12 protein-coding genes are annotated in these 12,275 nt (G+C 68.7%); 7 read left to right on the top strand and 5 right to left on the bottom strand.

Going from position 1 to position 12,275, the window contains the following annotated elements:
* Nucleotide 1: 1 nt before the first annotated feature.
* From paaB to paaZ, 3 genes are read right to left on the bottom strand one after another with little or no spacing between them, the layout of a single operon-like run.
* On the bottom strand, nt 2–286 hold the full coding sequence (paaB, locus tag DMH01_RS31355; RefSeq protein ID WP_005168080.1) for a 1,2-phenylacetyl-CoA epoxidase subunit PaaB: 285 nt from the start codon (nt 284–286) through the stop codon (nt 2–4).
* On the bottom strand, nt 286–1,233 hold the full coding sequence (gene paaA, locus DMH01_RS31350) for a 1,2-phenylacetyl-CoA epoxidase subunit PaaA (RefSeq protein ID WP_125681086.1): 948 nt from the start codon (nt 1,231–1,233) through the stop codon (nt 286–288). The genes paaB and paaA overlap by 1 nt, the downstream gene beginning before the upstream one ends.
* Nucleotides 1,230–3,260 (bottom strand): phenylacetic acid degradation bifunctional protein PaaZ, encoded by a 2,031-nt coding sequence (paaZ, locus tag DMH01_RS31345; protein WP_125681084.1) that lies wholly within the window; start codon nt 3,258–3,260, stop codon nt 1,230–1,232. The genes paaA and paaZ overlap by 4 nt, the downstream gene beginning before the upstream one ends.
* Nucleotides 3,261–3,459: 199 nt before the next feature.
* Here paaZ and paaI point away from each other — a divergent pair, with 199 nt between their 5' ends.
* The 3 genes from paaI to DMH01_RS31330 are packed head-to-tail and all read left to right on the top strand — an operon-like array spanning nt 3,460 to nt 5,725.
* Entirely contained in the window at nt 3,460–3,843 is a 384-nt protein-coding gene (paaI, locus tag DMH01_RS31340) for a hydroxyphenylacetyl-CoA thioesterase PaaI (protein ID WP_199745712.1), read from the top strand.
* Nucleotides 3,840–5,129 (top strand): phenylacetate--CoA ligase PaaK, encoded by a 1,290-nt coding sequence (paaK, locus tag DMH01_RS31335; protein WP_199745697.1) that lies wholly within the window; start codon nt 3,840–3,842, stop codon nt 5,127–5,129. Before paaI ends, paaK begins: the two co-directional genes overlap by 4 nt.
* Entirely contained in the window at nt 5,126–5,725 is a 600-nt protein-coding gene (locus DMH01_RS31330; protein ID WP_125681080.1) for a TetR/AcrR family transcriptional regulator, read from the top strand. Before paaK ends, DMH01_RS31330 begins: the two co-directional genes overlap by 4 nt.
* A 68-nt stretch (nt 5,726–5,793) precedes the next feature.
* On the opposite strand, the gene DMH01_RS31325 is transcribed toward DMH01_RS31330, so the two are convergent.
* Nucleotides 5,794–6,060 (bottom strand): hypothetical protein, encoded by a 267-nt coding sequence (locus tag DMH01_RS31325; protein WP_125681078.1) that lies wholly within the window; start codon nt 6,058–6,060, stop codon nt 5,794–5,796.
* 125 nt (nt 6,061–6,185) lie between these two features.
* On the opposite strand from DMH01_RS31325, the gene DMH01_RS31320 reads away from it, so the two are divergent.
* Nucleotides 6,186–6,851, top strand: a complete 666-nt coding sequence (locus tag DMH01_RS31320; RefSeq protein ID WP_125681076.1) for a TetR/AcrR family transcriptional regulator — start codon at nt 6,186–6,188, stop codon at nt 6,849–6,851.
* Here DMH01_RS31320 and DMH01_RS31315 read toward each other — a convergent pair.
* Nucleotides 6,778–7,806: an AraC family transcriptional regulator gene (locus tag DMH01_RS31315; protein WP_125681074.1), complete on the bottom strand. Its 1,029-nt coding sequence runs from the start codon at nt 7,804–7,806 to the stop codon at nt 6,778–6,780. The two genes, DMH01_RS31320 and DMH01_RS31315, sit on opposite strands and share 74 nt — an antisense overlap.
* A 78-nt stretch (nt 7,807–7,884) precedes the next feature.
* Between DMH01_RS31315 and DMH01_RS31310 the strand changes: the two genes are divergently transcribed.
* Genes DMH01_RS31310 through DMH01_RS31300 form a run of 3 tightly spaced genes read left to right on the top strand, consistent with a single transcriptional unit; the run spans nt 7,885 to nt 12,175 of the window.
* A complete protein-coding gene (locus DMH01_RS31310) occupies nt 7,885–9,000 on the top strand; it encodes a winged helix DNA-binding domain-containing protein (protein WP_125681072.1) in 1,116 nt (371 codons plus the stop codon).
* Nucleotides 9,001–9,053: 53 nt separating this feature from the next.
* Nucleotides 9,054–10,511, top strand: coding sequence for an NAD(P)/FAD-dependent oxidoreductase (locus DMH01_RS31305; RefSeq protein WP_125681070.1), 1,458 nt, complete (start codon nt 9,054–9,056; stop codon nt 10,509–10,511).
* Complete coding sequence (locus DMH01_RS31300) at nt 10,508–12,175, top strand: GMC oxidoreductase (protein WP_125681068.1); 1,668 nt, start codon at nt 10,508–10,510, stop codon at nt 12,173–12,175. The genes DMH01_RS31305 and DMH01_RS31300 overlap by 4 nt, the downstream gene beginning before the upstream one ends.
* Nucleotides 12,176–12,275: the final 100 nt, after the last annotated feature.

The raw sequence follows: 12,275 nt of genomic DNA, 5'->3' as shown, positions 1-12,275 counted from the left end.
GTCAGATATGCGGAACGTTGTCGGGGATGTCGTAGAACGTCGGGTGCCGGTACACCTTGTCGCCGCTGGGCGCGAAGAACGGGTCCTTCTCGTCCGGCGAGGAAGCCGTGATGTCCGACGCGCGCACGACCCAGATCGACACGCCCTCGTTGCGGCGGGTGTAGAGATCCCGCGCGTGGTGCAGTGCCATGTCGTCGTCGGCGGCGTGCAGCGAACCCACGTGCACGTGGTTCAGGCCGCGCTTGCCCCGGACGAACACCTCGTACAACGGCCAGTCGTGTTTCATCACGAACCCTTCTTCGCTGCGTGCGCGGCGGCGGCTTCCCGCACCCACGCGCCGTCTTCCTGGGCCCGCCGCCGGTGCGCGACGCGCTGGGCGTTGCAGGGGCCGTTGCCCTTCAACACGTTCTTGAACTCGTCCCAGTCGACGGCGCCGAAGTCGTAGTGCCCGCGTTCGGGGTTCCACTTCAGCTCCGGGTCCGGGAAGGTGACACCCAGCGCCTCGGCCTGCGGAATGGACATGTCGACAAAACGCTGGCGAAGCTCGTCGTTGGTGTGCCGCTTGACCTTCCACGCCATCGACTGCGCGGTGTTCGGCGAGTCCGCGTCCGGCGGGCCGAACATCATCAGCGACGGCCACCACCAGCGGTTCACCGCCTCCTGCACCATTTCCCGCTGCTTCTCCGTGCCGCGCATCATCGTCATCAGCAGCTCGAAACCCTGCCGCTGGTGGAAGGACTCCTCCTTGCAGATGCGGATCATGGCGCGCGCGTACGGCCCGTACGAGCTGCGGCACAACGGAACCTGGTTGCAGATCGCCGCGCCGTCGACCAGCCAGCCGATCACGCCGACGTCGGCGAAGGTCAGCGTCGGGTAGTTGAAGATCGACGAGTACTTCTGCTTGCCGTTGATCAGCTTGTCGGTCAGATCCGCGCGGTCGGCGCCGAGCGTGGCCGCCGCCGAGTACAGGTACAGCCCGTGCCCGGCCTCGTCCTGCACCTTCGCGAGCAGGATCGCCTTGCGCCGCAAGGAAGGCGCGCGGGTGATCCAGTTGCCCTCGGGCTGCATGCCGATGATCTCCGAATGCGCGTGCTGCGCGATCTGCCGGATCATCGTCTTGCGGTAGCCCTCGGGCACCCAATCACGCGGCTCGATGCGCTGATCACGCGCGATGGTCGCCTCGAAATGCCGTTCGAGATCTGCGGAGGCTTCATCGGGAAGAGTGGCCGTCATGACTGCTCCTTCGCCACCAGGGTGAGCACGTCGTACTTGGCGACCGAGTCGCCGTCGGCGTTGGTCACGTCGGCGTCCCAGCGGACTTCGCCGTACTCCTGGTCGATGCGCGGGGTGATCTGCTTCGCGGTCAGGGTCACGGTCAGCGAGTCGCCGACCTTGACCGGGGTGAGGAACCGCAGGTTCTCCAGGCCGTAGTTGGCCAGCACCGGGCCGGGCTCCGGCGAGACGAACAGGCCCGCCGCGAACGAGACCACGAGGTACCCATGCGCCACGATCCCGCCGAACAGCGGGTTCGCCGCCGCGGCCTCGGGGTCTGTGTGGGCGTAGAAGGTGTCGCCGGTGAACTCGGCGAAGTGGTCGACGTCTTCCTGGGTGACAGTGCGGGGGCCGGCGACGACGGAGTCGCCGATCTTCAGCTCCGCCAAGGACTTCCGGAACGGGTGGACGTCGCGCTCGGTCCTCGGCGCGCCCGCGACCCAGCGGCCGGTGACCGTGCTGAGCACCTTCGGGCTGCCCTGGACGGCGGTGCGCTGCATGTGGTGCAGCACGCCGCGGACGCCACCCATCTCCTCGCCGCCGCCGGCGCGGCCGGGGCCACCGTGCACCAGCTGCGGCATCGGCGAACCGTGACCGGTGGATTCCTTGGCGTCTTCGGCGTCAAGCACCAGCAGACGGCCGTGATACGGCGCGACCCCGAGGACGACCTCGCGCACGAACTCCTGGTCCGCGGACACGACGGAACCCACGAGGCTGCCGCCGCCGCGTGCGGCGAGCTCGATGACCTGTTCGGTCGAGGTGTACGGCAGCAGCGTCGACACCGGGCCGAACGCCTCGACCTCGTGCGGCTCCGACCGCTCCGGGTCGGCCTTCAGCAGGACTGGCGAGATGAACGCGCCGCGTTCGGCGTCCGCGCCGACGACCTCGACCTGCTCGGGATCGCCGAAGACGACCGTGCCGACGTCCAGCAGCGCCTTGAGCGACCGCCGGACCTCCTCACGCTGCTCCAAGCTGGCCAGCGCGCCCATCCGCACACCTTCGGCGGTGGGGTTGCCGATGGTGACCTTCGCCAGCCGCGCGCTCGCGACCTCGGCGACGTCGTCCAACAGGTCCGCGGGGACGAACGCGCGGCGGATGGCGGTGCACTTCTGGCCGGCCTTGACCGTCATCTCGGTGGTCAGCTGCTTGACGAAGAGATCGAACTCGGTGGTGCCGGGTCGGGCGTCCGGGCCGAGGATCGACAGGTTCAGCGAGTCTGCCTCGGCGTTGAACCGGACGGAGTTGCGCACGATCGCGGGGTGCGCGCGCAGCTTCTGCGCCGTCGACGCGGAGCCGGTGAACGAGACGAGGTCCTGCGCGGTGACGTGGTCGAGCAGGTCGCCGACGCTGCCCGCGACGAACTGCAGCGTGCCCTCGGGCAGGATGCCGGACTCGATGATGATCTCGACCAGCCGCGCGGTGAGGTACGCGGTCTGGCTGGCGGGCTTGATCAGGCTCGGCACCCCGGCGAGGAACGCGGGCGCGAACTTCTCCAGCGGGCCCCAGACGGGGAAGTTGAACGCGTTGATCTGGACGGCGACCCCGCGCAGCGGGACGGCGATGTGCTGGGCGACGAAGGTGCCGCCCTTGCTCAGCGGCTCGACGTTGCCGTCGACGTAGACGGTGTCGTTCGGCAGTTCGCGCTTGCCCTTGCTGGAGTAGGCGAACAGCACGCCGATGCCGCCGTCGATGTCGACCATCGAGTCGGTCTTGGTCGCGCCGGTGCGCGCCGAGAGCGCGTACAGCTCGTCGCGGTGTTCCCGCAGGTGGGAGGCCAGTGCCTTCAGCAGCGCGGCGCGCTGGTGGAAGGTCAGCTCGCGCAGCGCGGGGCCGCCGACGCGGCGCCCGTACTCCAGCGCGGCGGCGAAGTCGACGCCCTCGGACGAGACCCGGGCGACCTCTTCGCCGGTCGAGGCGTCGTGCAGCGGTACGCCGTCGTTTTCCGCCGTGTGCCATCCGCCGGAGACGTAGCTGCGCAGCAATGCCATGGGGCGACCCTTCATGGTGGATTAACAGACCGTCCGTTCAGTAATTCACTGTAGCTCGCGTCCGGGGTCTTGCAAACCCCCGGACGGCGGCGGATCCTTGACATCCACCCGGAAGCGCGCCTTTACTTGCGACACCCTTTAACAACCGTCCATTCGGTCAGTAACAAGGTGGTCTGGCTTGACTAACGCCGCGCACACGATGTTCGCCGACGACCAGGCGTCGAAGGCGCTGGGCATCGAGCTGATCGAGGCCGCCGAAGGCCACGCCGTCGCCACCATGCGGATCACCGAGACGATGGTCAACGGCCACGACATCGCCCACGGCGGCTACGTCTTCCTGCTGGCCGACACGACGTTCGCCTGCGCCTGCAACAGCCGTGGCCCGGTGACCGTCGCGTCCGGCGCGGAGATCACCTTCGTCGCCGCCGGCAAACTCGGCGACCACCTCATCGCCACCGCCACCGAGCGGACCCGCTACGGCCGCAACGGCATCTACGACGTCACCGTGCACCGGGAGACCCCCGACGGGCCGGAGGTCGTCGCCGAATTCCGCGGCCGCAGCCGCACCATCCAGAAGGCATGACGATGACTTTCAGCGACGACGCCGAGAACCTGACCATCGACGAGCTCCAGGCGCTGCAGCTGAAGCGCCTCCGGTGGACGCTGCGGCACGCGTACGACAACGTGCCGTTCTACAAACGGAAGTTCGACGAGGCGGGCGTTCACCCGGACGACTGCAAGGCGCTCGAAGACCTGGCGAAGTTCCCGTTCACCACGAAACAGGACCTGCGCGACAACTACCCGTTCGGCATGTTCGCCGTGCCGGAAGCGCAGGTCAGCCGCATCCACGCGTCCAGCGGGACCACCGGGAAACCGACCGTCGTCGGCTACACGTCCGAAGACATCGACACCTGGGCGACGGTGATGGCGCGCTCGATCCGCGCCGCGGGCGGGCGGCCGGGCGACAAGGTCCACGTGGCCTACGGATACGGCCTGTTCACGGGCGGCCTCGGCGCGCATTACGGCGCCGAGAAGCTCGGCTGCACGGTGATCCCGGCGTCCGGCGGCATGACCGCGCGCCAGGTGCAGATCATCACCGATTTCAAACCCGAGATCATCATGGTCACCCCGTCGTACATGCTCACGCTGCTTGACGAGTTCGAACGGCAGGGCATCGACCCACAGTCGAGTTCGCTCAAGGTCGGCATCTTCGGCGCGGAGCCGTGGACAGAGCAGATGCGCACGGAGATCGAGGACCGCGTCGGCATCGACGCCGTCGACATCTACGGCCTGTCCGAGGTGATGGGCCCCGGCGTCGCGCAGGAATGCGTCGAGACGAAGGACGGGCTGCACATCTGGGAGGACCACTTCTTCCCCGAGGTGATCGACCCGTTCACCGAGAAACCCACCGACGCCGAGGGTGAGCTGCTGTTCACCTCGCTCACCAAACAGGCGCTGCCGATCATCCGGTACCGCACGCGGGACCTGACCCGCCTCCTGCCCGGCACCGCGCGGCCGGCGTACCGGCGGATGGAGAAGGTGACCGGGCGCAGCGATGACATGATCATCCTGCGTGGCGTCAACGTCTTCCCCACGCAGATCGAGGAAGTCGTGCTGGTGACCCCCGCGCTCGCGCCGCATTTCCAGCTGATCCGGTCGACGAAGGGCCGGATGGACCACCTGACGGTGCGCGTCGAAGCGCGCCCGGACGCGACCACCGAGCAGCGCGCCGAGGCCGCCGCCCGGCTGATCGCCGGCGTCAAGGACGGGGTCGGCGTGAGCGTCGGCGTCGAGGTCGTCGACCCGGACACCCTCGAACGGTCGCTGGGCAAGATGCGCCGCGTACTCGACGAACGGGACCGCGGTTGAGCACCCCCGCCCGCCGGGGACGTCCCGGCTACGACCTCGAGTCGCTGCTTCAGGTCGCGGTCAAACTGTTCAACGAACGCGGCTACGACGGCACCAGCATGGAGGACCTCTCCCGCAAGCTCGGCATCACGAAATCCGCGATCTACCACCACGTGCCGAGCAAGGAGGAACTGCTGCGGCTCGCCGTCGACCGCGCGCTGAACGGCCTGTTCGCCGTCGCCGCCGAGACGGAATCCTTCGAGGGCAAGGCGATCGAGAAGCTGGAGCATCTGGTGCGGGGCAGTGTCCTCGTGCTGGTCGAGCAGCTGCCGTTCGTGACCCTGCTGCTGCGGGTGCGCGGCAACACCAAGATCGAGCGGGCGGCGCTGGCGCGGCGGCGCGAGTTCGACCGGCTCGTCACGGAACTGGTGAAACAGGCCGAGACGGAGGGCGACGTGCGGCCCGACATCGATCCCGCGGTCACCGCGCGCCTGCTGTACGGCATGGTGAACTCGCTGATCGAGTGGTACCGGCCGCGGCGCGGTTCGGCCGGGACGGAACTGGCGGACGCGGTGTGCAAGATCGCCTTCGACGGCCTCCGGACCCAAGGAGGCTGAAGGGGACTTTCACCGCATGTGATGCAGTGAAAGCGTCCTTCAGCAGCTTGGGAACCTTCCCGATCCTGCTACTCCCCCGCGACCTTGGGCGGCCGCCGCGCCTGCCAGATCAGCGCGTCGCGCAACTGCTGGATGAGCTGTTCGTCGTCGGCCTCCGACGGATCGACCCCGAGCGGGATCCAGCGTTCGCCGACCTCGGCACCGTTCTCGAAGCTGGTGATCACGATGCCCGCGTACGAGACGCATTCGTCCTGGACGCGGACGTCACGATGCTGCAGCCGCACACTGACCCACCGTCCGGTACGGCGAACCGGCTCGCGTTCGGCACTGGCCATTCGTCCCTACCCATGACGCCCGGTCCCCCCGCCCCGAACGTCGCCATGAAGGCCCCGGGGGTTACCGGCGGGTTGTTCCGAATGAGTAACGGCAGGCGGTCACGTGAAACGGTTACGCTCGGCCCATGAGCACCGATCCGGACAACCGGCGGCGCCGCCTCGAGCCGGCCGCCCGGCGCGCCGAGATCCTGACCGCGGCCCGGCGGTTGTTCGGCGCGGGCACGTACGCCTCCGTTTCGACCTCGGACATCGCGAAGGCCGCCGGGGTGGCGAGGCCGCTGATCAACCACTACTTCGGCGGCAAACGCGAGCTGTACCTCGAAGTCGTCCGGCAGATGATGATCGTCCCGGCGCCGGTGATCGAGAACCTGCCCGACACGAGCGCCGAAGAGCGGCTCGCGATCAGCGTCCAGCACTGGATCGAGGTCGTCGAGCGCAACGAGCAGGCGTGGCTGACGGCGATCGGCCCGGAGGCGGTGGGCCGCGACCCGGAGATCGAGCGGATCATGCTGGAGGCCGACGAGATCGCCGCCGATCGCGTGCTCGCGGCCGCGTTGATGAGCGACGTCACCGAGGGTCGCGAAGAACTCCGCGCGATGATCCGTTCCTACGGCGGGATGCTGCGCGCGGCCTCACGCGAATGGCTGATCCGCGGCACGCTCGGCCGCGAAGAGCTGCGGGTCTTCCTCACCGATTCGATCCTGCACCTGCTGCGGGTCACCTACCCGGCCGTGCTCGCAACGCGTTCCGCCGGGCATAAGCCGCCGGCGTCATCCCCTTCCAGCGTTTGAACGCGTAGATGAAACTCGACGCTTCGGCGTAGCCCAGCCGCAGCGCGACGTCCTCCACGCTGAGCGCGCCGGTGTCGAGCATTTCCTCCGCCAGGGCCTGGCGGACCTCGTCGAGCAGCGTGCGGTAGCCGGTCCCGGCCTCGAACAGCCGCCGTCGCAGGGTGCGCGGGCTGAGCGCGAGCTGCCGCGCGACCTCGTCCATCCCGGCGTCGACGCCGCCGAGCCGCACCAGCCGTTCCCGGACCTGCTGGGCGATCCCGGAGCGTTCCCGTTTCCGGGACACCAGCAGATCGCATTGCGCGGCGCAGACCGCGACCGTCTGGTCGTTGGCCTGCGGCAAGGGTTTGTCGAGGAAGAGCGGATCCAGGGTGGCGAGATGCGACGGAGCGGAGAACGACGGCGTCAGGCCGAACGTGCGCACGTATTCGTCCACTGTGGAGGGACGCTCGTGCCGGAAGGACACGGAGCGCAAGGAGATGTCCGGCAGGATGTCGCGCATGACGGTGTGGATGGCGCCGAGGTCGCGCAGCAGCAGGAACCGGGCGACGTCGCCCGGCACGCGGCTGTCGTCCATGGCCAGCGCGAGCCGTCCGGCCTCGACGGTCACATGCGGGATGCAGAAGGTGAAACTCAGGTCGAGGTAGCGCAGGGCGAAGCGCATCGCGTCCCCCAGTGTCGGGCTGCTGATGCACGCGAAACCGAAGATGCCGAACGCGCTGACCCGGTATCGCCTGCTCAGCCGCAGCGCGACGTCGTCCCCGCCGCCGAGCCCGCGGACCAGGGCCCGGACCACCGCGAGCTCCTGCCGGGCGTCGACCTGCCCGTCCACGGGGGCGTGCTCGTAGGACTCCAGCCCCGCGACACCGTTCTCGGCGGCGAAGCGGGCCATGAGCACGATGCTCGCCGTGCCGCGCGGGTAGTCCCAGTCCCGGATCACCGGCGGCGGTAGTTCCATGGCCGGGATTATGGATCCCGGCAACGCTCGCCGCATTGAGGACCGTAACTGTCCTTGATCCCGATTAGGGTGAGCGGCATGTCCGACACGTTGAGCAGGCGCGCGCTGAACCGCGCCATGCTGGACCGGCAGCTGCTGCTCCGGCGTTCGAAGATGACCGCGCTCGAAGCGGTCGAGCAGCTGGCCGGGTTGCAGGCACAGGCCCCGAACCCGCCGTACTTCGCGCTGTGGACCCGGCTGCACGGGTTCCGCCAGGAAGAGCTGGCGAACCTGCTGCTGGACAAGAGTGTCGTGCGGATCGCGCTCATGCGCGGCACGGTGCACCTGGTGAAACCCGCGGACGCGCTGGCGTGGCGGCCCATCGTGCAGCCACTCTACGACCGTTCGGTGACCGGCAACACCCAGTTCGGCCCCGACATCAAGGACCTCGATCACCAGGAGATCGCCCGCACCGCCCGCAAGCTGCTCGGCGAGCGGCCGCTTTCGTCGGCAGGCCTCGGCGCCGAGCTGGCGAAGCAGTGGGAGGGCGTGGCGCCGTCGTCGTTGGTGCACGTCGCGCGGGCGCTGCTGCCGCTGGTGCAGATCCCGCCGCGCGGGGTCTGGGGCAAGTCCGGGCAGCCGACGTATCAGACCGCCGAGGACTGGCTGGGCGCCGAACCGGACGCGACGCCGTCCCCCGAAGCGATGTTCCGCCGCTATCTGGCCGCGTTCGGACCCGCCAGCGTGCAGGACGCGCAGGCGTGGGCCGGGATCACGAAGCTCGGCGACGTCGCCGAGCGGCTGCGGCCGGAGCTGCGGACGTTCCGCGACGAGAACGGCCGCGAGCTCTTCGACCTCGAGGACGCCCCGCGGCCGGACCCGGACACGCCCGCGCCCGCCCGGCTGCTGGGGCCGTTCGACCAGACCGTCCTGTCCTACGCCGACCGCACCCGCGTGATCAGCGACGAGTACCGCAAGGTCGTCATCACACAGAACGGCCTGGTCAAGGGCACCATCCTGGTCGGCGGGTTCGTGAAGGGGTTCTGGGAGATCAAGACGGTGAAGAAGGCCGCGTCGGTGGTGATCACGCCGTTCGAGCGCGTCCCGAAGCGCGATCTGGACGCTCTCGAAAGCTCCGCTCACCGGCTCCTGACCTGGGCTCACCCGAAGGCCGAAAGCCATTCGGTGGAGATCGTGGCCGAAAATCTCGATTGAGTGGCCGGTCGTGTACTTCCTAGCGGGGTGACCGCTGGGTAACTTCGATCGGCATGGGCGAGACGAGCGTGCTGATCGTAGGGACGGGCTTCGGCGGGGTCGGGACGGCGATCGAGCTCAAACGCGCCGGATTCGACGACTTCACCATCCTGGAAAGCGCGGACGAACCGGGCGGCGTCTGGCGGGAGAACACGTACCCCGGCGCCGGCTGCGACATCCCGTCGCCGCTGTACTCGTTCTCCTACGAGCCCAACCCCGACTGGCCGAAGCGGTTTTCGCTGCAACCGGACATCCACGAGTACCTCAAACGCGTGGTGCGCCGCTACGGGCTCGAACCGCACATCAGGTTCGGCACCCGCGTCATCGCCGCGGCCTTCGACGAGGAGCGCGGGCTCTGGCGAGTGGAGACCGCGGGCGGCGAGACCTTCGAAGCGAACGTCTTCGTCCCTGCCGTCGGCCAGCTTTCGCGGCCGGTCCAGCCGGACATCCCCGGACAGGAGACCTTCAAGGGCGCCAGCTTCCACTCCGCGCGCTGGGATCACGACGTCGACCTGCGCGGTAAGAAGGTCGCGGTGATCGGCACCGGCGCGAGCGCCATCCAGTTCGTGCCCGAGCTCCAGCGCCAGGCGGGCGAGCTGACGGTGTTCCAGCGCACCGCGCCCTACATCATGGCCAAACGGGACACCAGCTACCGGCGCTGGCAGCAACGGCTGTTCCACCGGCTGCCGGCCACCCAGCTGCTCGGCAGGCTGCGGATCTTCCTCCTCGCCGAGTACGCGACCTACGCGATGACCAAACATCCGTTGCTGGCCAAGGTCTTCGAACTGCGGACGGCCCAGCTGCGCCGCCGTCACATCAAGGACCGGGCGCTGCGCGAGAAACTCACCCCGGACTATCCGCTGGGCTGCAAGCGGATCCTGTTCACCAACGAGTACCTGCCCGCGCTGGCGCAGCACAACGTCGCCGTGGAGACGCGGCGGATCAGCGCGATCACCCCGTCCGGGGTGCTCACCGAGGACGGCGTCGAGCACGAGGCCGACGTCATCGTCTACGGAACGGGTTTCGCGGCGACCGACTTCCTCGGCGAGCTGAAGGTCGAGGGCCTCGGCGGGAAGTCGCTATCCGACGCGTGGAAGGGCGGCGCGCGGGCGTACCTCGGCATGACCGTGCCGGGCTTCCCGAACCTGTTCTGCGTCTACGGGCCCAACACGAACCTCGGCGCGGGCTCCATCATCTACATGATCGAACGGCAGGCCCGCTACATCCGCCAAGCCGTCGAACACCTCGCCAAACCCGAAGTGTCCTATATGGACGTCGTCCCGGAGGTCGAGCAGAAGTACGACGAGGAGATCCAGCGACGCCTCGGCAAGAGTGTCTGGACGACCTGCGCCAGCTGGTACCGCCAGGAGAACGGCCGCGTGAGCACGAACTGGCCGGGCCTGGTGACCGAGTACGACCGGCGGACGAAGAAGCTCGACCTCGGCGACTACCGGACGGCGGGTGCGCGATGAACTACGACGTGCTGGTGATCGGCTCCGGTTTCGGCGGCAGCGTGACCGCGTTGCGGCTCACCGAGAAGGGGTACCGCGTCGGTGTGCTGGAGACCGGCCGCCGGTTCGCCGACGACGAGTTCGCGAAGACGTCGTGGCGGCTGCGGAAGTACCTGTGGGCCCCGAAACTGGGCTGCTACGGCATCCAGCGGCTCACGCTGCTGAAGAACACCTTCGTGCTGAGCGGCGCGGGCGTCGGCGGCGGGTCGCTCGTCTACGCGAACACGCTCTACGAACCGCCGGACACCTTCTACGAAGACCCGCAGTGGGCGCACATCACCGATTGGAAGGCCGAACTCGCCCCGCATTACGACCAGGCGAAACGGATGCTGGGTGTGGTGGAGAACCCGCTGGTCACCCCGGCCGACCGGGTGCTGCGCGAGGTCGCCGGGGACATGGGCATCGCGGACACCTATCGGCCCACGCCGGTCGGCGTCCACTTCGGCAAGCGCGACGTCGACCCGTTCTTCGGCGGCGAGGGCCCGCTACGCAAGCCGTGCACGCATTGCGGCGAGTGCATGACCGGCTGCCGGGTCGGCGCGAAGAACACGACCGTCAAGAACTACCTGTACCTGGCGGAAAAGGCGGGCGCGGAGGTCCATCCGCTGACCACCGCCGTGTCGGTCCGGCCGATCGACGGCGGCTACGCGGTCGACACCGTCCGAACAGGACGATGGGTGCGCAAGCGCAAGCGGACGTTCACCGCCTCCGAGGTCGTCTTCGCCGCCGCTTCCCTTGGCACGCAACGGCTTCTGCATTCCTTGAAGGACTCGGGAACGCTGCCGGACCTGTCGCCGCGTCTCGGCTTGCTCGCCAGGACGAACTCCGAGGCCGTGCTCGCCGCGCGTTCCCTGCGCGAGGACACGGATTTCACCCGCGGCGTCGCGATCACGTCGTCGATCCATCCCGACGCCGTCACGCACGTCGAACCGGTGCGTTACGGCAAGGGCAGCAACTTCATGGGCCTGCTGACGACGGTGCTCGTCGACGCCGAGCCGGGCAAACGCCGATGGGTGCTGGGCGCGCGGGAACTGTGGCGGAACCGGCGGCAGCTGGTGCGGCTGCACAACCCGCGACGGTGGTCGGAGCGGATGGTCGGGCTGCTGGTGATGCAGACGCTGAACAATTCCGTGACCACGTATACGAAAAGCGGGCTCTTCGGCCGCCGGATGACCACGAAGCAGGGCATCGGTGAGCCGAACCCGGAGTGGATCCCGGCCGGGCACGAGGTCACGCGGCGGGTGGCGGACAAGATCGGCGGGCTGGCGCAGGGCGCCTGGACGGATCTGGCGAACATCCCGATCACCGGGCATTTCATCGGCGGCTGCGCGATCGGCGACAGCGCCGAGACCGGTGTCGTCGATCCGTACCAGCGCGTGCACGGCTATCCCGGGCTGCATATCGCGGACGGCTCGGCGATCTCGGCGAACCTCGGGGTGAACCCGTCGCTGACCATCACCGCGCAGGCGGAACGCGCGATGTCGTTATGGCCCAACAAGGGCGAGCCCGACCCGCGGCCGCCGCTCGGCTCTCCCTACCGGCGCCTGTCCCCCGTCGCCCCGCTCAAGCCCGTCGTGCCGCCGCACGCCCCCGCGGCCCTCCGGCTCCCTCTCACCCCGCTCTGACCCTCACGCGTTTAGTCCTCTGGATGCGGTAGTTCGCCCTGCCAACTACCGCATCCAGAGGACTAAACGCGGGCAATGGAAGGGGCGGGTGCCGCCGCCC

Origin of the sequence: Amycolatopsis sp. WAC 04182, assembly GCF_003947465.1 — a bacterium.
Lineage (GTDB): Bacteria > Actinomycetota > Actinomycetes > Mycobacteriales > Pseudonocardiaceae > Amycolatopsis.
Note: the sequence above shows the minus strand (reverse complement) of the source record. Positions and strands in the feature narration are given on the sequence as shown.

Coding starts and splice junctions, on each gene's coding strand:
- paaB (WP_005168080.1), bottom strand. CDS start 286: ATGAAACACGACTGGCCGTTGTACGAGGTGTTCGTCCGGGGCAAGCGC.
- paaK (WP_199745697.1), top strand. CDS start 3,840: ATGACGATGACTTTCAGCGACGACGCCGAGAACCTGACCATCGACGAG.
- paaZ (WP_125681084.1), bottom strand. CDS start 3,260: ATGGCATTGCTGCGCAGCTACGTCTCCGGCGGATGGCACACGGCGGAA.
- DMH01_RS31325 (WP_125681078.1), bottom strand. CDS start 6,060: ATGGCCAGTGCCGAACGCGAGCCGGTTCGCCGTACCGGACGGTGGGTC.
- DMH01_RS31300 (WP_125681068.1), top strand. CDS start 10,508: ATGAACTACGACGTGCTGGTGATCGGCTCCGGTTTCGGCGGCAGCGTG.
- DMH01_RS31310 (WP_125681072.1), top strand. CDS start 7,885: ATGTCCGACACGTTGAGCAGGCGCGCGCTGAACCGCGCCATGCTGGAC.
- DMH01_RS31320 (WP_125681076.1), top strand. CDS start 6,186: ATGAGCACCGATCCGGACAACCGGCGGCGCCGCCTCGAGCCGGCCGCC.
- paaI (WP_199745712.1), top strand. CDS start 3,460: ATGTTCGCCGACGACCAGGCGTCGAAGGCGCTGGGCATCGAGCTGATC.
- DMH01_RS31305 (WP_125681070.1), top strand. CDS start 9,054: ATGGGCGAGACGAGCGTGCTGATCGTAGGGACGGGCTTCGGCGGGGTC.
- DMH01_RS31315 (WP_125681074.1), bottom strand. CDS start 7,806: ATGGAACTACCGCCGCCGGTGATCCGGGACTGGGACTACCCGCGCGGC.
- paaA (WP_125681086.1), bottom strand. CDS start 1,233: ATGACGGCCACTCTTCCCGATGAAGCCTCCGCAGATCTCGAACGGCAT.